Source organism: Frigoribacterium sp. Leaf186, from assembly GCF_001423905.1.
In the GTDB taxonomy this organism is placed as follows: domain Bacteria; phylum Actinomycetota; class Actinomycetes; order Actinomycetales; family Microbacteriaceae; genus Frigoribacterium.
In genome coordinates, this window is the sequence record NZ_LMPQ01000010.1 from 649,871 (window position 1) to 673,454 (window position 23,584).

The following is a 23,584-nucleotide window of genomic DNA, read 5'->3' on the forward strand; positions in this document are numbered from 1 at the left end:
CGGTTCCGTAAGCTGAGGGCGATGACTCTCCCCTACACGGCCGTCCTCTACGACCTCGACGGCACCATCGCCGACTCGGCGCCCGCGATCACCGCCAGCCTCGCGCACACCATCGACCGTCTCGGCCTCGCGGTCCCCTCGGCCGACGACCTCATGGCCTGGGTCGGCCCGCCGTTGCCCCAGAGCTTCGAGGTGCGCCTCGGCCTCGACGGCGACCGCCTGGTCGAGGCGATGCGCCTCTACCGTTCGCACTACCTGGCGAACGGCGCCCTCGAGGGCGAGGTCTTCCCGGGGGTCCCCGACCTCATGGCGGCCGTCCACGCCGCCGGCATCCCGACCTCGACCGCGACCTCGAAGCCCGAGACGCCGGCCACGGCGATCCTCCGGGCCCACGGCCTCGACCGCTACCTCGACGTCATCACCGGCGCCTCCGACGACGAGGTGCGCAACACCAAGGCCGACGTCGTCGCCGAGGCCCTGACGAGACTGCGAGCGCGGGGCGCCGACGTCTCGCGGCCCGTGCTGATCGGCGACCGCCACCACGACGTCGAGGGCGCCGCCGTCCACGGCGTGCCCACGATCATCGTCGGCTGGGGCTACGGCGAGCCCGACGAGCACGTCGGGGCGATCGCCGTCGTCGACGACGTCGACCAGCTGGCCGAGCTGCTCGGCGTCACGCTGCTGCGCGGCGCCGCGTGACCCGCGCCGCGACCGTCGTCCGGTCGCCGGCCGCCTGGCTGCTCACCCTGGCGATCGTCCTGATCGCGCTGAACATGCGCGGGCCCATCGTGGCCCCGGCCCCCGTTCTCGACCAGATGAGTGCCGACCTCGGGCTCACCGCGGTCGTGGCCGGGCTGCTCACGAGCATCCCCGTGCTCTGCTTCGCCGTGGCGAGCCCGTTCGCCTCGGCCCTGATCGGCCGCATCGGTGCCGAACGGGCCGTCACCCTGGGCCTGGCCGGCGTGCTGCTCGGCACGCTGCTGCGGACGGCCGGCGGCACGGTGTGGCTCTACGTCGGCACCGTCGTCATCGGCATCGCCATCACGATCGGCAACGTCGTGCTGCCCGTCGTCATCCGCCGCGACTTCAGCCCCGAACGCGCCGGCTTCGTCACGGGCATCTACACCTCGGCCCTCAACGTCGGGTCGATGATCACCTCGCTCGCCACGGCGCCGATCGCCTCGGTCGTGGGCTGGCCCCTGGCCCTCGTCACGTGGGGGCTCCTGGCCGTCCTCGCCGCCGTGGTCTGGTCGGTCGCGGTCGGGCCCCGCGTGGCGGTGCTCGGCGGCAGCGTGGCCGTGGTGCCGGGGTCGCAGGCCGACGTCGACGACCGGCACCGCGCCTCCTCGGCCACCGACGTGTTCACCGGCGGCATCGACGTCGTCGATCCGGGCGAGGCCGAGGCCGACGCCCGAGAGCGCCGTCGCACCGCCACCCCGCTGCTGCGTCGCGCGACGACGTGGGGGCTGACGCTCGCGTTCGCCGGCCAGGCCTTCGGCTACTACGGGCTGACGGCCTGGATGCCCACGCTGCTGCGCGACGAGGTCGGGCTGACGCGCGAGGCCGCGGGCGCGAGTTCGTCGGTCTTCCAGATCCTGGCCGTCGTCGGCGCCCTCGGCGTGCCGTTCCTGGCACTGCGGGTGCGGCCGGCCGTGGTCATCGGCCTGATCGCCGTGTTCTGGTCCGCGATGCCGCTCGGCCTGCTCTTCGCCCCCGAGCACTGGCTGCTGTGGTCGGTCTTCGGCGGGGCGGCCCAGGGCGGGGGCATCACGATCATCTTCATCGTCATCGTGCGCATGGCGTCGACCGACGTCGAGGCGCGGCGCCTGTCGGCCCTCGTGCAGGGCGGCGGTTACGCGATCGCGGCCCTCGGCCCGCTCGCGATCGGCGGACTGCACGACGTCAGCGGCAACTGGCAGATCCCGATGATCGGCGTCGCCGCGGCCGTCGTCGTGCTCGGGGTCAGCGGCGTACTGTCGTCGCGGCGGGTGCCCTGACGCCTGCCGCCTCCCGACTCAACCCCGCACTCCCCCGGCGAAGAGCACCTCGAGCGTCAGCGGGTCGCGGCCGGTGAGGTCGCGCACGGCGGTCGTCACCGTCGCCACCTCGCCCGAGGCCATCGACGTGTAGGTGCTGACCCAGGCGTCGGCCTGGAACGGCTCGGGCTCGAAGACGCGTCGCGACTCGTACGCCTCGTCGACGGTCTCGTCGACGAAGGTGAACGAGCGTCCGCCCAGGGCCGTCAGCCGTGCGGCGGCCTCGGTCAGGGTGAACGCCTCGGACCCGGTCAGGTCGTAGGTCGCGCCCGTGTGCGACTCGTGGTCGAGCAGCACCACCGCCGCGACGGCCGCGACGTCGGCCCGGGCCACGGCCGCGACGCGCCCGTCACCGGCCGGGCCGCGGATGACGCCCTGCTCGTCCGCGAACAACGGGACGAAGTCGAGGTAGAAGTTGTCGCGCAAGAAGGTGAAGCCGAGGCCCGAGGCGCGGATGTGCTGCTCGGTCGCGAAGTGGTCGCGTCCCAGCGTGAACACCGACTCGGCCGACGCCCCGGCGAACGACGTGTAGACCACGTGCCGCACGCCCGCCTCGACGGCCGCGTCGACGAACGCGCGGTGCTGGTCGACCCGGTCGGGGGCTTCGGCGGCCGACACCATGAAGAGCGTCTCGACGCCGCGCAGGGCCTCGACCGACGCCTCGCGGTCGCCGTAGGTCGCCACGGCGACCTCGGCCTCGGCCCCGTCGAGTCGAGGTGCCCGCGCGGCGTCGCGCACGACGAGTCGCAGCGGGACGCCGCGCTCGGACAGGTGCGCGGCCACGATCCCGCCGACGGCACCCGTCGCGCCCGTGACGGCGACGAGCGACGAGGAGGCGCGGGCGGGGTCCCCCACGCGGGCGGACGAGGTCTCGGTCGAGTCGGTCATGCCTCACTGAACCATGCAGGGGGCGCGAGTTCCCAGGCGGGGTCGACCCGCGCCTCCTCGTCCGGCGTCCGGGGTGGTCGACCGCGGCACGCGGGGGTCGGATCGCCGCCGTTGCAGGGATCGAGACTCGTTATCGACTGGGCGGATCGACGGCGGAGGTCGCTGGGCGACGGTAGATTCGACGCCGGTCCGGCACCCCGGGCCACCACCCGACGAAAGGCGCCCATGGGCCACGACCACGGTCACGGACACGTCGCCGCCGACGGGCGTCGCCTGCGCCTCGCCATCGCGATCGTCGCGCTCGGCCTCGTCGCCCAGCTGGTCGGTGCCTGGCTCTCGGGTTCGCTCGCGCTGCTGGCCGACTCGGGGCACATGCTGTCCGACCTCGCCGGGCTGGTCATCGCCCTGGTCGCGACGATCGTCGCCGCCCGGCCCGCGAGCGGGCGCCAGACCTACGGCTACCGACGCGCCGAGGTGTTCGCCGCGTTCGTCAACGGGCTCGTGCTGCTCGCCGTCTCGCTCTCGGTCGCCGTCGCGGCGGTGTCCCGGCTGGTCGCGGTCGGCGAGCACGAGGTGCTCGGCCTGCCCATGCTGGTCGTCGGCCTGGTCGGCGGCGCGACCAACGTCGCCGCGCTGCTCGTGCTGCGCGGCGGGGCGACGCACTCGATCAACATGCGTGGCGCGTACCTCGAGGTGCTCGGCGACCTGCTCGGCTCGGCGGCCGTCGTGGTCGCGGCCGTCGTCGTGCTGACCACGGGCTTCACGCAGGCCGACTCGGTCGGGTCGCTGATCATCGCCGCGATGATCGTGCCGCGGGCGTGGTCGCTGCTGCGCGAGGCGATCCGCGTGCTGTTCGGCTCGGCACCCGGCGACATCGACCTCGAGTCCGTCCGCACGCACATCGGCGACACCCCGGGTGTCGTCTCTGCGCACGACGTCCACGCCTGGCAGATCACCAGCGGGGCGACCGTGTTCTCGGCGCACGTCGTCGTCGAACGCGAGGTGTTCTGCGACATGAAGGTCGACGAGACGCTCGACGCCCTCGACCGCTGCCTCGCCGCCCACTTCTCGGTCGAGCACGCGACGTTCCAGCTCGAGCCGGCCGACCACGCCGGGCACGAACGCGAGACGCACGCCTGACTCGTGCCGCGCCTCCCCCGGGAGGCGCGGGTCGAGTGGGCAGGGCCAGCCGGGGCCCGCTCAGGCCAGCGAGCCGAGCCACAGGCCGAGGGACGCGACGCCGACGCACGCGACGAGCATGCCCAGGCCGTTCGCGACCGCGGCCCCGCGTCGCCCCGTGGCCAGCAGTCGCACCGTCTCGACGCTCGCGGTGCTGAACGTCGTGTACCCGCCGAGCAGGCCGGTGCCGAGGACGGCCTTCCACTCGGGCGCGACGACCCCCTGCAGGGCGAGGCCGGTCAGCAGCCCCAGCGCGAACGAGCCCGACACGTTGATGACGGTCGTTCCCCACGGGTAGGCCGCGCCCAGGCGGTCCTTGACGAGCCCGTCGACGACGAAGCGGACGGCGGCACCGATCCCGCCGGCCACCGCGACGGCGACGACGAGCAGCGGGCTCACGAGGCCCGTCCGGCGAGACGGGCGCCGGCCCGGATGCCGGCCGCCGCGGCGAGCACCCCGAACACCAGGCTCAGCAGCCCGTAGAGCCCGGCGACGGCGAGGTCGCCTCCGCCCGCCCCGACGAGCTGCGCGGTCTCGGTGGCGAGCGAGCTGTAGGTGGTGAACCCGCCGAGCACGCCGGTGCCGACGAACAGTCGGGCCCGTCGGCGAGCGCCGTCGTCGGGGCCGGCGCGCAGCAGCCGCTCGAGCAGCAGGCCGAGCACGAAGGCGCCGACCACGTTGATCGCGAAGATCGCCGTGTCGAAGGCCCCCCACGCCGGCACGACCAGGGTGACGCCGACGCGGGCGACCGTGCCCAGCGCCCCGCCCAGCGCGACGAGGGCGATCAAGGACGGACGGAGGTGCGGGGCACGCGGGCGCGCAGCCCCCGTCACCGGCGCACTCGCGTCACAGCTCGTCCTCCCACGGCAGCGCCTGGCTGCGGGGCACGGGGGCGAGCGGCACGACGACCACGGGGCGCCGCTGCCGGTGGCTGAGGTGGAGGGCGACCGACCCGGCGAAGAACTCGCGGACGCTGCCCCGCAGGCCGGCCTCCCGGCTGCCCACGACGATCAGGGGGGCGTCGAGCTGCTCCGCCAGGTGCGAGAGGCACTGGGCCGGCTCGCCCGCGACGACCAGGGTGCGCAGCTCGACGCCGCGAGCCGAGGCGATCGGCCGCAGCCGCGCCTCCAGGTCGACGTCGAAGGACAGCGTCTCGCCGTAGTCGTCGGGGTCGAGCGGGTACGACAGGACGGTGCCGTCGATGCCCTCGGCGAAGGCGAGCCGGTCGGGCTCGACCGTGACGCAGAGCAGACCGGTGCCGAAGCGGGCGGCGAGGTCGGCGGCGGTCGCCACGACGGCCTCGCCCGAGTTCGACACGACGCCCGCGACGACGAAGCCGTGACTCTCGATGCGTTCGTCGGACATGGTCACCACCCTCTCACCGGGCCGCCACCTCGCGCGGCGACACGGCCACAGTGAACCACCGCCGCACCCCCGCGCGGAAGAGCAGACTGGCGGCATGTGCGGTCGCTACGTCGTTGCCCGGGCCACGTCCGATCTGCTGCCGAGCCTGCTCGACGGCCTGGGGCCCCTGCCCGACGACTTCAACGTCGCCCCGACGACGGTCGTGCCGGTCGTCCGCGAGCGCCACGGCGAACGGCAGCTGCCCGGTGCCCGCTGGGGTTTCGTGCCCTCGTGGTACCCCGACCTGAAGAAGCGGCCGCAACCGATCAACGCCCGCATCGAGACCGTCGCGACGAGCGGCATGTTCCGCCGGGCCTTCGCCACGAGTCGCTGCATCGTGCCCGCCCAGGGCTACTACGAGTGGGTCGTCACCGAGACAGGCAAGCAACCGCACTACGTGCACCAGCCCGACGCCGGCCTCGCCATGGCCGGCCTCGTGGGCGCCTGGCCGGATCCGACCAAGGCCGAGGACGACCCCGACCGCTGGGTGCTGTCGACCACGATCATCACGCGCGACGCCCACGTGGCGCCGGGCGAGGTGCACGACCGCATGCCGGCCTGCCTCACGCCCGACTCGTACGACGACTGGCTCGGCGACGGCCTCGACGGCGACGAGTTGCTGGCGCTGCTCGACCGGGACTCGTTCGAGGTCGCCCACGACCTCGTCCAGCACGAGGTCAGCCGCGACGCCAACAACGTCCGCAACAACGGCCCCCACCTGATCGACCCCCTGGGCTGACGCCCGCCGCCCGGCCGTCGCGAGCCCGAGACCCGTCGACCGAGGAGGCGCGGGTCGCCTCCCCGCGGACGCTCGGCCCCCCGCCTCACCTCGTCGGGGGAAGTGAAAAGGCCCACCCGGAGGTGAGCCTTCACGTTCGTGCGCGAGGGGGGACTTGAACCCCCACGCCCTTTCGAGCACTGGCACCTGAAGCCAGCGCGTCTGCCAATTCCGCCACTCGCGCGAACTCGTAGACTTTAGCACGCGCCGGACGAGCGGAAGAGCACGGGTGAGGACCTTTCACTCGTTCGGGCTAAGATCGGGCGACCAGAGACCCCGAACCTGGAGACCCATGGGACTGCTCGACAACTTCGAACGCGGGCTGGAGCGCGCCGTCAACGGCGCCTTCGCCAAGACGTTCCGTTCGGGCGTGCAACCCCTCGAGATCACGAACGCCCTGCGTCGTGAGCTCGACACCAAGGCGGCGGTCGTCTCGCGTGACCGCATCCTCGTGCCCAACGAGCTCCAGGTGCGCCTCGCCCCGATCGACTACGAGAAGATGTCCGGCATCGGTCCGGCCCTGATCGACGAGCTGACGCAGCTCACCCAGCGGCACGCCACGGCGCAGGGGTACCAGTTCGCCGGCCCGCTCGGCATCCGCCTCCGAGAAGACGACTCGCTCAGCGTCGGCATCATGTCGGTCGACTCGCGCAACCTGCGTGGCGAGGTGCAGTGGAAGCCCTTCGTCGAGATCGACGGCAAGCGCCGCGAACTCAGCGGCGCGCGCACCATCATCGGCCGCGGCAGCGACGCCGACATCACGGTGCAAGACACGGGCACCTCGCGCCAGCACGTCGAGATCCTCTGGGACGGCTCGCGCGCCCAGGTCCGCGACCTCGCCTCGACGAACGGCTCGAAGCTGAACGGCAACCCGTTGACGAAGGCCCCCCTGCAGCCCGATTCGGTGATCCAGATCGGTCGTACGCGTATCGTGTTCCGCGTGCTCCCCCAGTCATCGACGCCCGACCCCTTCGACGGGCCCGACCCGACGGGTGGCCGACGATGACCTCAGCCCTGACCCTGCTCGTGCTCCACTTCGGCTTCCTGGCCGTCCTGTGGCTGTTCGTCTTCGTGATCGTCTTCGCGCTGAGGAGCGACCTCTTCGGGCAGCGGGCGCGCAAGATGCCCGCCGACGCGACACCCGGCAAGGCGAGTTCGACCGCCACCGCGCCTCCTGCGCCCTCTCCCCGTCCGGCGCCCGCCGCGCCGGCGTCGGCCCCGCAGGGTGACGGCCGCGCGACGCGCCTCGTCATCACGAAGGGCGCCAAGGCGGGCCTCGAGATGCCGCTCGGCGACGGTCCGCTCACCATCGGCCGGTCGCAAGAGAGCAACCTCGTGATCCGCGACGACTACACCTCGACCCACCACGCGCGCCTCATGCTCTGGAACGGCCGCTGGGTCGTCCAAGACCTCGACTCCACCAACGGCACGTTCCTCGCGGGTGAGCGCGTGTCGGTCCCCACCCCCGTGCCCACCGGCGCGACCGTGACGATCGGGCAGACGAGCTTCGAGCTCCGACGGTAGGCACTCATGACGACTCACGCCAAGAGTGCCGCTCTGTCCAACGTGGGCAAGATCCGCTCCAACAACCAAGACAGCGGGTACGCCGGCACGCAGCTCTTCGTGGTGGCCGACGGCATGGGCGGGCACGCGGGCGGCGACGTGGCCTCGGCCATCGCGATCCGACGGATCCGCGAGACCGACCGCGTCTACACCTCGCCCGGCGACGCCGAGTTCGCCCTGCAGTCGTCGCTCATCGCGGCCAACCAGCTGCTGGCCGAGACCGTGTTCGAACACCAAGAACTCACCGGCATGGGCACGACCGTCAGCGCGATGCTGCGCGTCGGCGACAGCATGGCCATCGCCCACATCGGCGACTCGCGCATCTATCTGTACCGCGAGGGCGAGCTCAGCCAGATCACCGCCGACCACACCTTCGTGCAGCGCCTGGTCGACAGCGGCCGCATCACGCCCGAAGAGGCCGCCGTGCACCCGAGGCGCAGCGTGCTCATGCGCGTGCTGGGCGACGTCGACGCGGCCCCCGAGATCGACACGGCGACCCTCGGCACGCAGCCCGGCGACCGCTGGTTGATCTGCTCGGACGGCCTCAGCAGCTACCTCGCCGAAGAACGCATCAAGAAGGCGCTGGCCATGGGCCTCGACGCCGAGCAGACGGCCAAGCGCCTGGTGAAGGAGACCCTCGACCACGGCGCACCCGACAACGTCACCGTCGTCATCGTCGACGTCGACGAGTCCGGTGACTCGGCCCTCGACGAGCCCGTCACGGTCGGTTCGGCCTCCGCTCCCCTCAGCTTCGACAGCGACGCCGGACGCAAGCAGCTGCGCCTGCCGACGATCCTGCTGCACCCGCTCAAGGTCGCCACGACGCCGGAGGACAGCCACTTCGAGCCCGAGAGCGACGAGTACCTCGCCGAGCTCATCGCCGAAGACAAACGCCGTCGGCGCCGACGCCGCATCACCTGGCTGACGGCCCTGATCGTGGCGGTCGCCGCGCTCGTCGCGGGCCTCGTGCTCACCTACCAGTGGACGCAGGACCACTACTACGTCGGCGAAGAACGCGGCACCGTCGTCATCTACAAGGGCGTACAGCAGAGCCTCGGGCCGATCACCCTGTCGAGCGTCTACGAGACGACCGACGTCCAGGTCGACGACCTGCCGAACTACACGCAGACGACCGTCGAGGACACCATCAACGCCGGCTCCCTCGCGGACGCCCGGGCGATCGTCGAGAGGTTGGCCGATGCCAGCAACCCCTGACGCACCGGGCGGCGACGCCACCGAGGTCATCGGTCGACCAGGAGGCGCGCGCGCGTCGTCCGCGAAGGCCTCGCGTCCCACGAACATGACGCAGGCGATCTCGTTGCGCCTGCGCGAACCCGCGCGGCTGCGCAACCTCGAGCTGCTCATGCTGCTGATCGCCTGCGGCGTCGCGGCCGGGGCGATGGTGCTCGTGCAGCTCGGCGCGACCGGCGAGGTCGACCCCACCGTGCTGATCGCGGGGTCGATGGTGCTCGGGCTCGCCCTGATCTTCCACGTCGTGCTGCGCGTCGTGGCCCGGGAGGCCGACCCCTTCGTCATGCCGATCGCGGTCACCCTGAACGGCATCGGCATCGCCATGATCTACCGCCTCGACCTGGCCGAGGGTCGCGAGGGCTGGGCGGCGCTCGGCATCAAGCAGATGGTCTGGACGGTCTTGGCGATGGTCATCGCCCTCGCCGTGCTGCTGGTCATCCGCAACTACCGCGTGCTCTCGCGGTACCGCTACATCGCCATGTTCGTCTCGATCGTGCTGCTGCTGCTGCCGCTGCTGCCCGGCATCGGCCGTGAAGGCCTCAACGCCCGTGTCTGGATCGACATCGGACCGTTCTCGTTCCAGCCGGGCGAGATCGCGAAGATCACGTTGGCGATCTTCTTCGCCGGCTACCTGGTCACCGCCCGTGACAACCTGTCGCTCATGGGGCCGAAGATCCTCGGCATGCGCTTCCCCCGGCCGCGAGACCTCGGGCCGATCCTGATCGTGTGGCTCGTGGCCATGGGCGTGCTGATCTTCCAGCGCGACCTCGGCACGTCGCTGCTGTACTTCGGGCTCTTCCTCGTCATGATCTACGTCGGCACCGGGCGCGCGAGCTGGATCATCCTCGGCCTCGGGCTCTTCGTCGGCGGTGCACTCGTCGCGAGCACCTTCCTCGGCTACGTGCAGGGTCGCTTCGCCGCCTGGCTGAACCCCTTCGCCCAGTCCGAGTACGACGCCGTCGGCGGGTCCTTCCAACTCGTCCAAGGGCTCTTCGGCCTGGCCAACGGCGGCTTGATCGGCACCGGGCTCGGCCAGGGCCGACCCGAGACGACGCCCCTCGCCGAGAGCGACTACATCTTCGCGTCGCTCGGCGAAGAACTCGGCCTCGCCGGCCTCTTCGCCATCCTCGCGCTCTACCTGCTGCTGGTCTCGCGCGGCTTCCGCATCGGCTTCGTGGGGCAGGACGACTTCGGTCGCATGCTCGGCGTCGGCGTCGCGTTCGTCGTGGCCCTGCAGGTCTTCGTGGTCATGGGCGGCGTGACGCGGGTCATCCCGCTCACCGGCCTGACGGCGCCCTTCCTCGCCGCGGGCGGCTCCTCGCTCGTGGCCAACTGGATCATCGTCGCCTTGCTGCTGCGACTGTCCGACTCCGTCCGCGACCAACCGAGGCTGGTGATCGGCTGATGAACAAAGAACTCCGACGCGTGAGCTACGTGGTGCTCGCCATGTTCGTCGCGCTCTTCCTCTCGACGACCTACATCACGGCGTTCCAGGCGGACGCCCTGAACGCCGACGCCCGCAACTCCCGTGCGCTGCTCGAGAGCTACTCGGCACAGCGCGGGCCCATCCTCGTCGGCGGGCAGGCGGTCGCGCAGTCCACCCCGGTCGACGACCAGTACGAGTTCCAGCGCACCTACTCGCAGCCCGACCTGTACGCGCCCGTGACCGGCTACTACACGCTCGGCCAGGGTGCGCGCGGCATCGAGGACGCCATGAACCGCTACCTCACGGGCAACGCGAACTCGCAGTTCTTCGACCAGGTGAACTCGTTGCTGACCGGGCAGGACCCCGAGGGCGCGACCGTCAACCTGACGCTCGACCCCACGGTGCAGCAGGCCGCCTACGACGCCCTCGGCTCGAACTCGGGCGCGGTCGTCGCGATGGACCCGAAGACCGGCAAGATCCTCGCCATGGTGTCGAAGCCCAGCTACGACCCGAACCCACTGGCCAGCCACGACCGCCAGACCGTCACCGACGCCTACGACTCCTTGATCGCCGACCCCTCGGCGCCGCTGCAGAACCGTGCCATCCAGGGCGACCTCTACGCACCCGGTTCGACGTTCAAGCTGATCACGACCGCGGCGGCCCTCGAGAGCGGCGACTACACGCCCGACAGCGAGTTCCCCAACCCGTCGACTCTGACGTTGCCCGGCACCACGACCGACATCAACAACGCCGAGGGTGGCAGCTGCGGCGGCGGCGAGACGGCGACCATCGCCACGGCGCTGCGGCTGTCGTGCAACATCCCCATGGCCCAGCTCGGCCAGGCACTCGGGGCCGAGGCCCTGCAGGAGCAGGCTCAGAAGTTCGGCTTCGGCGACGACTCGATCGGCATCCCCCAGGCCGTCACGCCGAGCCAGTTCCCCATCGAGGACTCGAAGGGGCAGGCGATCAACGACGCGACCCTGATGCTGCAGTCGTTCGGGCAGGGCTCCGACCGGGTGACCCCCCTGCAGATGGCCATGGTCTCGGCCGCCATCGCCAACGGCGGCACCGAGATGGACCCGACGCTGATCGAGAGCGTCCTCAACCCCGACCTCAGCCCGGTCGAGGACTTCTCGCCGTCCGAGTACGGCAAGCCCATCAGCTCCCAGACTGCGGCCACGATGACCGACATGATGGTGCAGGACGTCGCGAACGGTGCGGCGAGCAATGCAAGAATTGACGGCGTCGACGTCGCCGGCAAGACAGGGACGGCCGAGAACGGCCCCGGCGATCCGTACACCCTCTGGTTCACCGGGTTCGCGCCCGCGGCCGACCCCGAGGTGGCGATCGCCGTCGTCGTCGAGAACGGCGGCGGGCAAGGGCAGTCCGCATTCGGCAACAGTGTCGCGTCACCGATCGCGAAGAAAGTACTAGAGGCGGTGCTGAACAAATGAGACCATCCGGCGGAGTCACCTTCGGTGGGCGTTACCAGCTGTCGACCCGAGTCGCCATCGGCGGCATGGGCGAGGTGTGGGAAGCCACCGACCTCGTCATCGGCCGCACGGTCGCCATCAAGATCCTCAAGGACGAGTACCTCGGCGACCCCGGGTTCCTCGAGCGCTTCCGCGCCGAGGCGCGCCACGCCGCCCTCGTCAACCACGAGGGCATCGCCAACGTCTTCGACTACGGCGAAGAAGAGGGCAGCGCCTACCTCGTGATGGAGCTCGTCCCGGGCGAGGCCATGTCGACCGTTCTCGAGCGCGATCGCGTCCTGCCCACCGACAAGGTCCTCGACATCGTCGCGCAGACCGCGTCGGCCCTCCAGGCCGCCCACGCCGCGGGTCTCGTGCACCGCGACATCAAGCCCGGCAACCTGCTCGTCACCCCCGACGGCCGGGTGAAGATCACCGACTTCGGCATCGCACGCATCGCCGACCAGGTGCCGCTGACGGCCACGGGCCAGGTCATGGGCACCGTGCAGTACCTGTCGCCCGAACAGGCCAGCGGCCACCCGGCGTCGCCCAGCACCGACATCTACTCGCTGGGCATCGTCGCCTACGAGGCCCTGGCCGGGCGTCGCCCCTTCACCGGCGAGTCCCAGGTCGCCATCGCCATGGCCCAGATCAACGAGCAGCCGCCCGACCTCCCGTCGACGGTGTCCGAGCCCGTGCGCCGTCTCGTCCTGTCGTGCATCGCCAAGAAGCCCGGCGAGCGTCCGGCCACGGCGTCGGCCCTCGCCCAGGCGGCCCGCGCCCTGCGCCGTGGTGACGTCGCCGCGGCGACCGTCGCCGTCCCGGCGATCGGTGCCGCCGCCAACACGCCGGTCGACGCCCCGACCCAGGCCTTCAACGCCCAGGACGCCACGACCCAGCTCTTCGACCCCCTCGCCACGCGCGCCCAGAGCGCCGCCGGTGGTGCGGCCGCGGGCTACGTGGCCGGCTCGGCCGACCCCGACGCCCTCCGCGGCGGTGACGACGACCTCGACGAGACGAAGAAGCGCAGTCCCTGGTTCTGGCCGTTGATCGTCCTCGCCGTGTTGGCGGTCATCGCCCTCGTGGTGGGCATCGTCTTCGCCGTGGGCAACACCGACGACCCGGCCCCGGTGCCGACGACGTCCAGTTCGACGCCCTCGCCCAGCCGCACGACCGTGACCCCGTCGCCCACGCCCACGACGGTCACCGTCTCCTCCGGCGACTACGTCGGCCTCACCGAGGCCGCAGCCCGTGCGGCCCTCGAAGACCTCGGTCTCCAGGTCGACTCGACGGACGCCGGCTCGAGCGCCCCCAGCCCGGACCAGGTCGACACGGTGGCGAGCATCGACCCCACGGGCGTGCTCGAGAAGGGGTCGTCCGTGACGATCTACGTCTACCGAGCCGCCCCGACGCCGGCGCAGCCGTCGACCCCCACGGCGAGCCCGGGCGAGATCGAGGCCGGTGACACGGCCACCATCAGCTGGCCCGCCTACACGGGCTGCCCCACCGGCTACTCGTTGACCGGTTACTCGTACACGATCACGGGCGGCACCGACACCTCGGGCCAGTCGGCCGGCGGTCTCGGCGCCAACGCGACCTCGCTCTCGGTGACGGCCTCGGCGGCCGGCAACCTGACGGTCAGCTACGTGGCGAACTGCGGCCAGATCGCCTCGGAGCCCTCTCCCGGCGTGACGGTGACCGTGACCGCGGCTCCGACCACCCCGACGCCGAGCCCGACCGGCGGGCCCGACGACCAGTGACCGCGTCGTGACCCGGGCCCTCCCGGCCCGGGTCACGAAGCCCTGACAATCATCCGCCCGGCTGACCTCCGTACCCAGTCCGGGGGAGTCCTCCCCGGTACACTGGCTCCTACCGTGTCGTCGGGCAGGGGGTGGGTCGTTGGGAGAACAGGCGTGGCTGAAGGTGTGAGAGAGAGCATCCATCTCCTCGCCAACCGGTACCAGATCGGTGACCTGATCGGCCGCGGTGGCATGGCCGACGTCCACGTCGGAACCGACGCCCGACTCGGTCGCAAGATCGCCGTCAAGTTGATGAAGCCCAGCCTCGCCACCGACCCCGCCTTCCGCTCCCGCTTCCGCCAAGAGGCCCAGGCCGCCGCTCGCATGGCGCACCCGACCATCGTCCGCGTGTTCGACGCCGGCGAAGAGGTCGTCCGCGACAAGCGGGGGCTCGACGTGGTCGTCCCGTTCATCGTCATGGAGTACGTCGAGGGGCGCCTGCTCAAGGACATCGTGGCCGAGGGTCCGATCGACCCCGACGAAGCCGTCCGCATCACCGCGGGCGTGCTCACGGCACTCGAGTACTCGCACCGGGCCGGCGTGGTCCACCGCGACATCAAGCCCGGCAACGTCATGCTGACCAACTCGGGTCAGGTCAAGGTGATGGACTTCGGCATCGCCCGGGCCATCAGCGACTCGGCGGCCACGGTCGCCCAGACCACCGCGATCCTCGGCACGGCGCAGTACTTCAGCCCCGAGCAGGCCCGCGGCGAGACGGTCGACGCCCGCACCGACCTCTACTCGACCGGCGTCATGCTCTTCGAGCTGCTCACGGGTCGGCCTCCCTTCACCGGCGACTCCGCCGTCGCGGTCGCCTACCGCCACGTCAGCGAGCCCCCGGTCCCTCCGAGCACGGTGCAGCGGGCCGTCAGCCCCGCCCTCGACGCCGTCGTGCTGCACGCCCTCGCCAAAGACCGCTTCGACCGCCTCCAGAGCGCCGCGGAGTTCCGTGACGACCTCGAGGCCGCCGCCGCCGGGCGTGCCCCGGCACGCCGTCCGCACGCCGTCGACGCCGGCTCCACGCTCTTCGGGGTCAACCCCCATGCGAGCGCCGGCTCCGAGGCCGCACTGAAAGAGCTCCGGTCCGACGACACGGGGCGGCCGCAGCGCACCCAGACACGACCTCCGGTGGCGTGGATCTGGGCGGGCATCGTCCTCGTGGCCGTCGTCATCGTCGCCGTCGTGTTCTGGGTGGTCAACCTGACCCCGCCCACGGTCGACAACGCGCAGTCGTCGCGCATCCCCGACCTCGTCGGCGTCAGCTTCGAGACGGGGTCCGCCCGCCTCGACGACCTCGGCCTCACGGCCGTGCGGGCCGATTCGACCAGTCAGACGATCGACGCCGGCGACATCATCTCGACCGACCCCCAGCCCGGTACCTCCGTGCCCAAAGAGTTCGCCGTCACGGTGACGGTCTCGTCGGGGCCCGAGCTCACCTCGATGCCCACCGTCACCGACCAGACGGTCGACGCCGCGTGGCAGGCGATCACCGACGCGGGTCTCGAGCGGGGCCAGCAGAAGACCGACTACTCGCCCACGGTGCCCGCGGGTTCCGTCCTGTCGAGCGACCCCGAGGCGGCGGCCCAGGTGGCCCGCGGTTCGAGCGTCGACCTGGTGGTCTCGAACGGCCTCGTACAACTGCCCGACGTCACGCGACAGCCGTCCGAAGAGGCGATCACGACCCTCCGCGACCAGCTCGGCCTGACGGTCACCCCGCAGTCCGACCCCGGCTGTACCGGCGAGACCGTGTCCGGCATGAGCGTGCCGCCCGGCGACGTCGCACAGGGGTCCGCGGTGACCCTCCGCATCTGCACCGGCTGAGGGCGCCGACACGATCTCCGGGTCGGTCGTCGCGGCGTCGACCGACCGGGCCGACCGACACCGGGCCGACCGACACCGGGCCGACCGACCGAGCCGTCAGCCGAGGTCGACGAGTGGGTCGAGCCCCGTGGCCGTCTCGGCAGCGCCGGGCAGGCCCGCGACCGACAGCCAGTTGCCGATCATCTGGTAACCGCCCTGGGTGAGCACGGACTCGGGGTGGAACTGCACGCCGTACAGCGGCGAGGACCGGTGTCGCAGGCCCATGATGACCCCGCCGACGGTCCGTGAGGTGACCTCGAGCGTCTCGGGGACCGTGTCGTCCACGACCGCCAGCGAGTGGTACCGCGTGGCGGTGAACGGCTGGGGGACGCGGTCGTAGAACGCGCTGTCGTCGTGCTCGACCTTCGACGTCTTGCCGTGCATCAGCTCGTCGGCGTGGGTGACCGTGGCCCCCAGGGCCTCGGCGATGGCCTGGTGACCGAGGCAGACGCCCAGCAGCGGCTTGTCCGCCGCCACGGCCGCGTGCACGACGTCGATCGAGACGCCGGCCGCTGCGGGCGTCCCCGGGCCGGGAGACAGCAGCACGCCGTCGTACTCGGCGATGCGGTCGGCGGTCTCGGCCGCGTCGAACGCGTCGTTGCGGACGACGTCGGTCTCGGCCCCCAGCTGCTGGAGGTACCCGTTCAGCGTGTAGACGAAGCTGTCGTAGTTGTCGAGGACGAGGATGCGCGTCATGGTTGCTCCACGGTGACGTCGGGGGCGGGCAGGAGTTCGTTGACGTACGGGAAGACCCACTCGACCAGCGCGAACAGCACCGCGGCCACGAGGACGAGCACGAGCAGCAACCGGACCCACCAGGGGCCGGGCAGCAGACGCCACAGTGCGGAGTACATCGTCAGCCTCCGATCCCGGCAGCCGCGAGCTCGGCGGGGGCGCCGGCCGTCAGCGGTTGCCACGAGTCGAATACGCCGTACGCGACGATGCGTTCTTGGGCGGTGAACATGGGGTTGCAGCTCGTCAGCGTGATGAGCCGGTCACCCGAGGTCGCCGAGACGTCAGGGGCGTCGGGCACCGGCTGGAGCACCGAGACCTGTGTGGCCTGCACGTACTGCAGGTTGCGGAACGAGTACGTGAACCACCCGTCCTGCGTCTGGACGTACATCTTGTCGCCCTCTCGGAGGTCGGCGATCTTGTTGAAGGGCGCCCCGTAGGTCGTGCGGTGGGCGGCGATGCCGAAGTTGCCGACCTGCCCGGGCATCTGGGTCTCGTCGTAGTGACCGATGCCGATCTTGTTCAGCGTGCGCACCGTGCTGGTGCCGCCGGCGATCGGCACGGCGTAGTCGGCGCCGAACCGCGGCACGTAGAAGTTCGCGAAGGTCTCGGCCTCGGCCGGCGGCGTCCCGGCAGGCGGTTCGCCATACGACCCGTCGGCGTCGGGGGCAGGGGCCTCGGTCGCCGACTGTGCGAACTGCTGGCTCAGCTGGGCTGCGTCGTCCTTGTACTCGTCCGCGACGACGAGGTCGTTGAACCACTGCTGCCATCCGATGAAGAGCAGCACCAGCACGCCGGCCGTGATCAAGAGCTCACCGAGGACGCTGACGAAGGAGGCGCGGGGCCGTGGCCGGCGACTCGTGCGTCGTGCGCGCGGAGCGTCGCCCCCGTGGTCCGTCATGTGTCGATTGTAGAGGGGCTCCCGTCCCCTCGAGAAGGTGGCTGCCCCTCTGTGGAGGACTTGTGGAGAGGATGTGGAGAAGTCCGTCGGCCGTCGGCTCGACGACACGGGCCTCCCAGGACCGAAAAGGGGCCCACGGTACACTGTGCGCCATGGCCAAAGACACGAACCGCAGCACGAAGCCCGCCCGCACCGCCGAGGACGCGCCGAACCCCGTGTGGTTCAAGCCCGTCATGTTCGGCTTCATGCTGATCGGGCTCGCCTGGATCGTGGTGTTCTACGTCAGTCAGAGCACGCTGCCCGTGGCGTCGCTCGGTTCGTGGAACATCTTGGTCGGCTTCGGCATCATGTTCATCGGCTTCTTGATGACCACTCGCTGGCGCTAGAACGCACCTTCGAACTTACACGCCTGTAACTATCCCCATTGTGGGAAAACCTGTGGATAACTTGTCTGTGGATAAGTCAGGCGGGTGAGGTGTCGTCGGCCGACGAGAAGAGGCGGCTCCCCCTGGGGGGAGCCGCCTCTCGTCGTTCGTGGGGTCGAGCCGTCAGATCAGGCCGACCAGCTGGGCCGATCGCGCCAGCAGCGCGGCGAGCACGATCACCCCGATCGCGACGAGCACGGCGATCTGCACCGCGTGCTTCGACCGGTGACGCGTCTTCGAGAACACGAACGCGATGGCCCCACCGACGACGATGCCCCCGAGGTGGGCCTGCCACGCGATGCCCGGGATGATGAACCCGATCGCCAGGTTGATGCCCACGAGCACGAGCAGCTGGATGCTGCGGCCGCCGAGGCTGCGGGCGATGACGAAGAACGCCGCCATCAGACCGAAGATGGCGCCCGAGGCACCGACCACGAGGCTGCCGGGTGCCAACAGGGCCACGGCGGCCGACCCGCCGATGCCCGAGATGAGGTACAGGGCGGCGAAGCGCCCCCGGCCGAGCTGGCGTTCGAGTTCGGCCCCGAAGATGTACAGCGAGTACATGTTGAACAGGATGTGGAAGAAACTGCCGTGGACGAACATCGTCGTCACGGCCCGCCACGGCTGGCTGATCTCGAGCGGGGCGTAGAACGCCAGGCTCTGCGTGACGAGGCCGTTGCCGGCCCCACCCGTCACGAGCTGCAACAGGAACACCGCGACCGTCACGCCGATGATGGCGTACGTGACCACCGGCGCCCCACGTCGGGAGGCGCTGCGGACGCGGGTGACGACCTGCGGTTGGAGGCGCGGAGCGTTGCCCCGCGCCTCCTTCACGCACTCGGGGCAGTGGACTCCCACGGCGGCGGGCGTCTGGCACTCACCGCAGATGGTGCGACCGCACCGTTGGCACAGCACGAAGCTCTGCCGGTCGGGGTGCCGGTAGCAGTAGTTCGCCCGGTCGTGCGGATCGGTCACCTAGACCTCGTCGATGGTGACGCTCTGGAGCACCACGTCGTCGAGCGGCTTGTCGCGCGCGTCGGTCTTGACGGCCTCGATGGCGTCGACGACCTTCTTCGACTCGTCGTCGGCGACCTCGCCGAAGATGGTGTGCTTGCCCTGCAGCCACGGGGTCGGGACCGTCGTGATGAAGAACTGCGAGCCGTTGGTGCCCTTGCCGCCGCGCGAGCCGGCGTTGGCCATCGCGAAGATGTAGGGAGCGTTGAAGTTCAGCTCGGGGTGGATCTCGTCGTCGAACTGGTAGCCGGGTCCGCCGACGCCCTGGCCGAGGGGGTCGCCGCCCTGCAGCATGAAGTCCTTGATGATGCGGTGGAAGACGACACCGTCGTACAGCTTGTCGGTGCTGACCTTGCCCGTGGCGGGGTGGGTCCACTCTTTGGTGCCGGTGGCGAGGCCGACGAAGTTGGCGACGGTCTTCGGGGCGTGGTCGCCGAAGAGGTTCACCTTGATGGTGCCGTGATTGGTCGTGAGGGTGGCGACAGCGGTGTGCGATGACATGCCGTCATTCTTCCACAGCGACCTCGACGCGCCAGCGAGTCCTCAGGTACCGTGCCGTGACCTGTCAGGAAGCTCCGTGCCACACTGGGACGGGCCAGCAACTCTGGCTCCACTGCCTACTCGTTGGAGGAACGTTCATGGCCCTGTCACGCAAGCAGAAGAAAGAACTGAAGAAGTTCAAGAAGCACGCTGCGGCGGTGTGGGGTGAACAGCGCGGCGTGATCGACCACGCGGGCAAGGTGATCGGCGGGTACCGCGACGACGCCGTGAAGGTCGCGAACAAGAAGGTCGTCCCGCAGATCAAGCACGCGGTGGACTCGAACGTCCGTCCCGTCGTCTCGCAGGGCCTGTCGACCGGCTCGCACTACGCCTCGGTCGCCCAGGACCGCCTCAAGCACGACGTCTACCCCGCGTTCTCGTCGGCGCTCGGCAACATCGACCTCGCGAACGACCCGCGGGTCAAGAAGGCCGTCAAGAACGCGAAGAAGCAGGGCAAGAAGGCCGCGTCGAAGTACGTGCCCCACCAGCAGAAGTCGGGCCCCGGAGTCGGTGGGGTCCTGCTGATCGGCGTCGGCGTCATCGCCCTCGGCGCCCTGGTCTTCGCGGCCATGCAGACGCTGCGTGCCGACGACGAGCTCTGGGTCGCCGACGACGACGCCGACACCAAGGCCTAGTCGCTCCGCACCCCCACGAAGGGCCCGCCTCCCCCGAGGCGGGCCCTTCGTCGTCCCCGCCCCCGCAACAGCTGGCCCGAGCCCCCAGCCCTTGCGCCGACCCCGACATCGTCTCGACGCAACGTCGCACTCCTCGTCGGCGAAGCCGACACGGGCCCGGAGGGCCCCCGAACCAGCACGACGAAAAATTGCCCCCGCGAAGCCGACGAAGTCGGCAAGCAGGGGCAAAGCAATTCTTTCGTGGAGCCTGGGAGAATCGAACTCCCGACATCCTGCTTGCAAAGCAGGCGCTCTACCAACTGAGCTAAGGCCCCGGCCCCCCGGTCGCCGGGGGAACGAGCACGATCTGGCCTTCGCCGTCGGCGTGAGCCGAGGTGGAGACGAGACCGGAACTGCGTGGGGCTAATAGGACTTGAACCTATGACCTCTTCGTTATCAGCGAAGCGCTCTAACCGCCTGAGCTATAGCCCCCGGACCGTCGTAAAGCCTACAGCACCACGACGGCGAACTCGAATCGGCGGGTCGCGCCGACTCGAGCGGTGGATCAGTTGTTGGTGAATCCGACGAGCAGACCACCGGTGATGCGGACGCTCAGGTTGTAGAGGACGGCGACGATGGCCCCGAGGACCGTGCCGACGACCACGTTGAGGATGGCGACCACGATCGAGAAGAGCATGATCTGGCCGACGTTGAAGGTGTCTTGGATGGAGAAGCTCGAGTCGCCGAGGATGTCTCGCAGGAGGGCGTCGAGGTCGTCGAAGATGCCGGTCTGGTTGAGGATGGCCCAGATCAGGAAGGTGGCGACGACGGTGATGATGCCGATCGCGACCGAGATCAGGAACGCCAGCTTCACGACGGACCAGAAGTCGATGTAGACGAGCTTCAGGCGGACCTGCTTGGTGCCGGACGGTCGTTTCGCCTTCTTCTGCAGTCTCTCGGCGACACTACTCATTGTTCGTTTCCTCTCCGGCGGTTCCGGTGGCCTCGTCGTCGGTCGACTCGGCTTCGACCGACGTGGCGTCGGTCGTGGGGATCTCGTTGTCGGCGTCGAGGGAGTCGACGGCCTCGACAGACACTACGGCCTCGGCCACGGCGTCCGCACTCTCGTCGACCTCGGCCGCGAGGTTGCGCTCGCTGTTGCGGGCGACGGCGATGATGCGGTCGTCGCTCGCGAAGCGGGCGAAGACCACGCCCATGGTGTCGCGGCCCTTGGCGGGCACCTCGGAGACGGCCGACCGGACCACCTTGCCTCCGGACAGGACCACGAGCACCTCGTCGTCCTCGCCGACGATCAGCGCGCCGGCGAGGTCGCCCCGCGCCTCCGCGAGCTTCGCGACCTTGATGCCGAGGCCACCGCGGTTCTGGACGCGGTACTGGTCGGCGGCCGTGCGCTTGGCGTAGCCGCCCTCGGTGACGACGAACACGTAACCCTCTTCGCCGACGACGGAGGCGCTGAGCAGAGTGTCGTCGTCGCGGAAGGTCATGCCCTTCACGCCCGACGTCGAGCGCCCCATGGGCCGCAGCGAGTCGTTCGTGGCCGTGAAGCGCAGCGACATGCCGTGTCGTGAGACGAGCAGCAGGTCGTCGTGCTCGTCGACCAGCAGAGCGGAGACGAGCTCGTCGTCGTCGCGCAGGTTGATGGCGATGATGCCGCCGGTGCGGTTCGTGTCGTACTCGGTCAGCGCGGTCTTCTTGATGAGGCCGCCACGGGTGGCGAGCACGAGGTAGTCGGCGACCTCGTAGTCGCGGATGTCGAGCACCTGCGAGATCTGCTCGTCGGGCTGCAGGGCGAGCAGGTTGGCCACGTGCTGACCCTTGGCGTCACGTCCGGCCTCTTGCAGCTCGTACGTCTTGGCGCGGTAGACCCGCCCCTTGTTCGTGAGGAACAACAGCCAGTGGTGCGTCGTGGTGACGAAGAAGTGGTCCACGACGTCGTCGGCCCGCAGCTGGGCGCCGCGAACGCCCTTGCCACCGCGGTGCTGGCTGCGGTAGTTGTCGCTGCGCGTGCGCTTGACGTAGCCGCCACGCGTGATGGTGACGACCATCTCTTCTTCGGGGATGAGGTCTTCGACGCTCATGTCGCCGTCGAAGCCGAACATGATCTCGGTGCGGCGGTCGTCGCCGAACTTGTCGGTGATCTCGGCGAGCTCGTCGCTGACGATCGTGCGCTGACGCTCGGGCTTGGCCAGGATGTCCTGGTAGTCGGCGATCTCGCGCTCGAGCTTGTCGGCGTCGTCCTGGATCTTCTGACGCTCGAGGGCGGCCAGGCGACGCAGCTGCAGGTTCAGGATGGCCGAGGCCTGGATCTCGTCGACCTCGAGGAGGTCCATGAGGCCCGCGCGCGCCTCCTCGACGGTCGGCGACCGGCGGATGAGCGCGATGACCTCGTCGAGGGCGTCGAGCGCCTTGAGGTAGCCGCGCAGGATGTGCGCGTCGGCTTCGGCCTTCTTCAGGCGGAACTGGGTCCGGCGGACGATGACTTCGATCTGGTGGTCGACCCATGCCGAGATGAAGCCGTCGAGCGCGAGGGTGCGGGGCACGCCGTCGACGATCGCGAGCATGTTGGCGCCGAAGTTCTCTTGCAGGCTGGTGTGCTTGTAGAGGTTGTTCAGCACGACCTTGGCGACGGCGTCGCGCTTGAGCACGATGACGAGTCGCTGGCCGGTACGACCGGAGGTCTCGTCGCGGATGTCGGCGATGCCGCCGATGCGGCCGTCTTTGACGAGCTCGGCGATCTTGATCGCGAGGTTGTCGGGGTTGACCTGGTACGGCAGTTCGGTGACGACGAGGCAGGTGCGGCCCTGGAGCTCTTCGACGTTGACGACCGCGCGCATCGTGATCGAGCCGCGGCCCGTGCGGTAGGCGTCCTGGATGCCGCGGACGCCGAGGATCTGCGCGCCGGTCGGGAAGTCGGGGCCCTTGACGCGCTGCATGAGCGCCTCGAGCAGCTCTTCGCGCGTGGCGGTGGGGTTCTCGAGGTACCACTGGGCACCAGAGGCCACCTCGCGCAGGTTGTGCGGCGGGATGTTCGTCGCCATGCCGACGGCGATGCCGACCGAACCGTTGACCAGCAGGTTCGGGAACCTGCTGGGCAGGATCGCCGGCTCGCGCGTGCGACCGTCGTAGTTGTCCTGGAAGTCGACGGTGTCCTCGTCGATGTCGCGCACCATCTCGAGCGCGAGCGGGGCCATCTTCGTCTCGGTGTACCGAGGAGCGGCGGCGCCGTCGTTGCCGGGCGAGCCGAAGTTGCCCTGGCCGAGCGCGAGCGGGTAGCGCAGGCTCCACGGCTGGACGAGACGCACCAGTGCGTCGTAGATGGCCGTGTCGCCGTGCGGGTGGAACTGGCCCATGACGTCGCCGACGACGCGCGAGCACTTCGAGAACGCACGGTCGGGGCGGTAGCCGCCGTCGTACATCGCGTAGATGACTCGGCGGTGCACGGGCTTGAGGCCGTCGCGCACCTCGGGCAGGGCCCGGCCGACGATGACGCTCATCGCGTAGTCGAGGTACGAGCGCTGCATCTCGAGCTGCAGGTCGACCTGCTCGATGCTGTCGCGCTTCGGTGCCTCGGCGAAGGTCTGGGCCGCCTCGGCGTCGGTGCCCTCGGGGGTGTCTGTCGGCTCGTCGGCCATGATTCTCCGTTTGTCGTGGTCTGCCCCGTGGTGCTCGTCGGGGCGCGGG

Annotated in this window: 24 protein-coding genes and 3 tRNA genes; 13 read left to right on the forward strand and 14 right to left on the reverse strand. The window is 70.3% G+C overall.

Annotated elements, in window-relative coordinates; translation table 11 throughout:
• The first annotated feature begins 21 nt into the window (after positions 1-21).
• The gene (locus ASG05_RS09815) at positions 22-699 is read left to right on the forward strand and encodes an HAD hydrolase-like protein (RefSeq protein ID WP_056260182.1); all 678 of its coding nucleotides are present in this window, start codon (positions 22-24) and stop codon (positions 697-699) included.
• On the forward strand, positions 696-1,997 hold the full coding sequence (locus tag ASG05_RS09820) for a CynX/NimT family MFS transporter (protein ID WP_056260183.1): 1,302 nt from the start codon (positions 696-698) through the stop codon (positions 1,995-1,997). Before ASG05_RS09815 ends, ASG05_RS09820 begins: the two co-directional genes overlap by 4 nt.
• A gap of 18 nt (positions 1,998-2,015) precedes the next feature.
• Here ASG05_RS09820 and ASG05_RS09825 read toward each other — a convergent pair whose 3' ends face one another.
• Positions 2,016-2,924 carry an SDR family oxidoreductase gene (locus tag ASG05_RS09825; RefSeq protein ID WP_056260185.1) on the reverse strand — a complete coding sequence of 303 codons (909 nt, stop codon included), beginning with the start codon at positions 2,922-2,924 and terminating at the stop codon, positions 2,016-2,018.
• 225 nt (positions 2,925-3,149) lie between these two features.
• Between ASG05_RS09825 and ASG05_RS09830 the strand changes: the two genes are divergently transcribed.
• Positions 3,150-4,064 carry a cation diffusion facilitator family transporter gene (locus tag ASG05_RS09830; RefSeq protein WP_056260187.1) on the forward strand — a complete coding sequence of 305 codons (915 nt, stop codon included), beginning with the start codon at positions 3,150-3,152 and terminating at the stop codon, positions 4,062-4,064.
• A 60-nt stretch (positions 4,065-4,124) separates the two neighbouring features.
• Here ASG05_RS09830 and crcB read toward each other — a convergent pair whose 3' ends face one another.
• The 3 genes from crcB to ASG05_RS09845 are packed head-to-tail and all read right to left on the reverse strand — an operon-like array spanning position 4,125 to position 5,468.
• Positions 4,125-4,502, reverse strand: coding sequence for a fluoride efflux transporter CrcB (gene crcB / locus ASG05_RS09835; RefSeq protein WP_056260189.1), 378 nt, complete (start codon positions 4,500-4,502; stop codon positions 4,125-4,127).
• The gene (locus tag ASG05_RS09840) at positions 4,499-4,891 is read right to left on the reverse strand and encodes a CrcB family protein (RefSeq protein WP_235491455.1); all 393 of its coding nucleotides are present in this window, start codon (positions 4,889-4,891) and stop codon (positions 4,499-4,501) included. The genes crcB and ASG05_RS09840 overlap by 4 nt, the downstream gene beginning before the upstream one ends.
• A gap of 58 nt (positions 4,892-4,949) precedes the next feature.
• On the reverse strand, positions 4,950-5,468 hold the full coding sequence (locus tag ASG05_RS09845; RefSeq protein WP_162240645.1) for a universal stress protein: 519 nt from the start codon (positions 5,466-5,468) through the stop codon (positions 4,950-4,952).
• A gap of 94 nt (positions 5,469-5,562) precedes the next feature.
• Here ASG05_RS09845 and ASG05_RS09850 point away from each other — a divergent pair, with 94 nt between their 5' ends.
• Positions 5,563-6,246: an SOS response-associated peptidase gene (locus tag ASG05_RS09850; RefSeq protein WP_056260195.1), complete on the forward strand. Its 684-nt coding sequence runs from the start codon at positions 5,563-5,565 to the stop codon at positions 6,244-6,246.
• A 139-nt stretch (positions 6,247-6,385) separates the two neighbouring features.
• Here the strand turns inward: ASG05_RS09850 and ASG05_RS09855 are convergent.
• A tRNA-Leu gene (locus tag ASG05_RS09855) sits at positions 6,386-6,469 on the reverse strand.
• A gap of 108 nt (positions 6,470-6,577) precedes the next feature.
• Between ASG05_RS09855 and ASG05_RS09860 the strand changes: the two genes are divergently transcribed.
• The 7 genes from ASG05_RS09860 to pknB all read left to right on the forward strand — a co-directional run bounded on the left by ASG05_RS09860 (position 6,578) and on the right by pknB (position 15,617).
• Positions 6,578-7,291 (forward strand): DUF3662 and FHA domain-containing protein, encoded by a 714-nt coding sequence (locus tag ASG05_RS09860; protein WP_056260196.1) that lies wholly within the window; start codon positions 6,578-6,580, stop codon positions 7,289-7,291.
• Positions 7,288-7,809 (forward strand): FHA domain-containing protein, encoded by a 522-nt coding sequence (locus ASG05_RS09865; protein ID WP_056260199.1) that lies wholly within the window; start codon positions 7,288-7,290, stop codon positions 7,807-7,809. The genes ASG05_RS09860 and ASG05_RS09865 overlap by 4 nt, the downstream gene beginning before the upstream one ends.
• Before the next feature lie 6 nt (positions 7,810-7,815).
• Positions 7,816-9,063: a PP2C family serine/threonine-protein phosphatase gene (locus ASG05_RS09870; RefSeq protein WP_056260200.1), complete on the forward strand. Its 1,248-nt coding sequence runs from the start codon at positions 7,816-7,818 to the stop codon at positions 9,061-9,063.
• Positions 9,064-9,148: 85 nt separating this feature from the next.
• Positions 9,149-10,504, forward strand: a complete 1,356-nt coding sequence (locus ASG05_RS09875) for an FtsW/RodA/SpoVE family cell cycle protein (protein WP_082486612.1) — start codon at positions 9,149-9,151, stop codon at positions 10,502-10,504.
• Positions 10,504-11,979, forward strand: a complete 1,476-nt coding sequence (locus ASG05_RS09880; RefSeq protein ID WP_056260203.1) for a penicillin-binding protein 2 — start codon at positions 10,504-10,506, stop codon at positions 11,977-11,979. Before ASG05_RS09875 ends, ASG05_RS09880 begins: the two co-directional genes overlap by 1 nt.
• Entirely contained in the window at positions 11,976-13,757 is a 1,782-nt protein-coding gene (locus ASG05_RS09885; RefSeq protein WP_056260205.1) for a protein kinase, read from the forward strand. Before ASG05_RS09880 ends, ASG05_RS09885 begins: the two co-directional genes overlap by 4 nt.
• Before the next feature lie 153 nt (positions 13,758-13,910).
• Complete coding sequence (gene pknB, locus ASG05_RS09890) at positions 13,911-15,617, forward strand: Stk1 family PASTA domain-containing Ser/Thr kinase (protein WP_157490160.1); 1,707 nt, start codon at positions 13,911-13,913, stop codon at positions 15,615-15,617.
• Positions 15,618-15,713: 96 nt separating this feature from the next.
• Here pknB and ASG05_RS09895 read toward each other — a convergent pair whose 3' ends face one another.
• From ASG05_RS09895 to ASG05_RS09900, 3 genes are read right to left on the reverse strand one after another with little or no spacing between them, the layout of a single operon-like run.
• The gene (locus ASG05_RS09895; protein ID WP_056260207.1) at positions 15,714-16,352 is read right to left on the reverse strand and encodes an aminodeoxychorismate/anthranilate synthase component II; all 639 of its coding nucleotides are present in this window, start codon (positions 16,350-16,352) and stop codon (positions 15,714-15,716) included.
• The gene (locus tag ASG05_RS16730; RefSeq protein WP_200936794.1) at positions 16,349-16,510 is read right to left on the reverse strand and encodes a hypothetical protein; all 162 of its coding nucleotides are present in this window, start codon (positions 16,508-16,510) and stop codon (positions 16,349-16,351) included. The genes ASG05_RS09895 and ASG05_RS16730 overlap by 4 nt, the downstream gene beginning before the upstream one ends.
• Positions 16,511-16,512: 2 nt before the next feature.
• The gene (locus tag ASG05_RS09900) at positions 16,513-17,289 is read right to left on the reverse strand and encodes a class E sortase (protein WP_082486613.1); all 777 of its coding nucleotides are present in this window, start codon (positions 17,287-17,289) and stop codon (positions 16,513-16,515) included.
• 152 nt (positions 17,290-17,441) lie between these two features.
• Here ASG05_RS09900 and ASG05_RS09905 point away from each other — a divergent pair, with 152 nt between their 5' ends.
• The gene (locus ASG05_RS09905; protein ID WP_056260209.1) at positions 17,442-17,675 is read left to right on the forward strand and encodes a cell division protein CrgA; all 234 of its coding nucleotides are present in this window, start codon (positions 17,442-17,444) and stop codon (positions 17,673-17,675) included.
• 162 nt (positions 17,676-17,837) lie between these two features.
• Here ASG05_RS09905 and ASG05_RS09910 read toward each other — a convergent pair whose 3' ends face one another.
• Both ASG05_RS09910 and ASG05_RS09915 read right to left on the reverse strand, forming a co-directional pair.
• Positions 17,838-18,689 (reverse strand): rhomboid family intramembrane serine protease, encoded by an 852-nt coding sequence (locus ASG05_RS09910; protein WP_056260210.1) that lies wholly within the window; start codon positions 18,687-18,689, stop codon positions 17,838-17,840.
• A complete protein-coding gene (locus ASG05_RS09915; protein WP_056260212.1) occupies positions 18,690-19,229 on the reverse strand; it encodes a peptidylprolyl isomerase in 540 nt (179 codons plus the stop codon). It abuts the gene before it with no gap.
• 137 nt (positions 19,230-19,366) lie between these two features.
• On the opposite strand from ASG05_RS09915, the gene ASG05_RS09920 reads away from it, so the two are divergent.
• Positions 19,367-19,903: a hypothetical protein gene (locus ASG05_RS09920; protein ID WP_056260214.1), complete on the forward strand. Its 537-nt coding sequence runs from the start codon at positions 19,367-19,369 to the stop codon at positions 19,901-19,903.
• A gap of 241 nt (positions 19,904-20,144) precedes the next feature.
• Here the strand turns inward: ASG05_RS09920 and ASG05_RS09925 are convergent.
• The 4 genes from ASG05_RS09925 to gyrA all read right to left on the reverse strand — a co-directional run bounded on the left by ASG05_RS09925 (position 20,145) and on the right by gyrA (position 23,535).
• A tRNA-Ala gene (locus ASG05_RS09925) sits at positions 20,145-20,217 on the reverse strand.
• An 83-nt stretch (positions 20,218-20,300) separates the two neighbouring features.
• Positions 20,301-20,374: transfer RNA gene (locus ASG05_RS09930), tRNA-Ile, on the reverse strand.
• A gap of 73 nt (positions 20,375-20,447) precedes the next feature.
• Positions 20,448-20,855, reverse strand: coding sequence for a DUF3566 domain-containing protein (locus tag ASG05_RS09935; RefSeq protein WP_043595295.1), 408 nt, complete (start codon positions 20,853-20,855; stop codon positions 20,448-20,450).
• A complete protein-coding gene (gene gyrA, locus ASG05_RS09940; protein WP_056260216.1) occupies positions 20,848-23,535 on the reverse strand; it encodes a DNA gyrase subunit A in 2,688 nt (895 codons plus the stop codon). Before gyrA ends, ASG05_RS09935 begins: the two co-directional genes overlap by 8 nt.
• Positions 23,536-23,584: the final 49 nt, after the last annotated feature.

Excerpts from the sequence above, each read along its gene's own strand:
- ASG05_RS09920 (WP_056260214.1), top strand. The coding sequence starts at position 19,367 with ATGGCCCTGTCACGCAAGCAGAAGAAAGAACTGAAGAAGTTCAAGAAG.
- ASG05_RS09860 (WP_056260196.1), top strand. The coding sequence starts at position 6,578 with ATGGGACTGCTCGACAACTTCGAACGCGGGCTGGAGCGCGCCGTCAAC.
- ASG05_RS09830 (WP_056260187.1), top strand. The coding sequence starts at position 3,150 with ATGGGCCACGACCACGGTCACGGACACGTCGCCGCCGACGGGCGTCGC.
- ASG05_RS09815 (WP_056260182.1), top strand. The coding sequence starts at position 22 with ATGACTCTCCCCTACACGGCCGTCCTCTACGACCTCGACGGCACCATC.
- ASG05_RS09865 (WP_056260199.1), top strand. The coding sequence starts at position 7,288 with ATGACCTCAGCCCTGACCCTGCTCGTGCTCCACTTCGGCTTCCTGGCC.
- ASG05_RS09825 (WP_056260185.1), bottom strand. The coding sequence starts at position 2,924 with ATGACCGACTCGACCGAGACCTCGTCCGCCCGCGTGGGGGACCCCGCC.
- ASG05_RS09845 (WP_162240645.1), bottom strand. The coding sequence starts at position 5,468 with ATGTCCGACGAACGCATCGAGAGTCACGGCTTCGTCGTCGCGGGCGTC.
- gyrA (WP_056260216.1), bottom strand. The coding sequence starts at position 23,535 with ATGGCCGACGAGCCGACAGACACCCCCGAGGGCACCGACGCCGAGGCG.
- ASG05_RS09935 (WP_043595295.1), bottom strand. The coding sequence starts at position 20,855 with ATGAGTAGTGTCGCCGAGAGACTGCAGAAGAAGGCGAAACGACCGTCC.
- ASG05_RS09915 (WP_056260212.1), bottom strand. The coding sequence starts at position 19,229 with ATGTCATCGCACACCGCTGTCGCCACCCTCACGACCAATCACGGCACC.
- ASG05_RS09870 (WP_056260200.1), top strand. The coding sequence starts at position 7,816 with ATGACGACTCACGCCAAGAGTGCCGCTCTGTCCAACGTGGGCAAGATC.
- ASG05_RS09905 (WP_056260209.1), top strand. The coding sequence starts at position 17,442 with ATGGCCAAAGACACGAACCGCAGCACGAAGCCCGCCCGCACCGCCGAG.
- ASG05_RS09900 (WP_082486613.1), bottom strand. The coding sequence starts at position 17,289 with ATGACGGACCACGGGGGCGACGCTCCGCGCGCACGACGCACGAGTCGC.
- ASG05_RS09850 (WP_056260195.1), top strand. The coding sequence starts at position 5,563 with ATGTGCGGTCGCTACGTCGTTGCCCGGGCCACGTCCGATCTGCTGCCG.
- ASG05_RS09885 (WP_056260205.1), top strand. The coding sequence starts at position 11,976 with ATGAGACCATCCGGCGGAGTCACCTTCGGTGGGCGTTACCAGCTGTCG.
- ASG05_RS09875 (WP_082486612.1), top strand. The coding sequence starts at position 9,149 with ATGACGCAGGCGATCTCGTTGCGCCTGCGCGAACCCGCGCGGCTGCGC.
- ASG05_RS09895 (WP_056260207.1), bottom strand. The coding sequence starts at position 16,352 with ATGACGCGCATCCTCGTCCTCGACAACTACGACAGCTTCGTCTACACG.
- ASG05_RS09880 (WP_056260203.1), top strand. The coding sequence starts at position 10,504 with ATGAACAAAGAACTCCGACGCGTGAGCTACGTGGTGCTCGCCATGTTC.
- ASG05_RS16730 (WP_200936794.1), bottom strand. The coding sequence starts at position 16,510 with ATGTACTCCGCACTGTGGCGTCTGCTGCCCGGCCCCTGGTGGGTCCGG.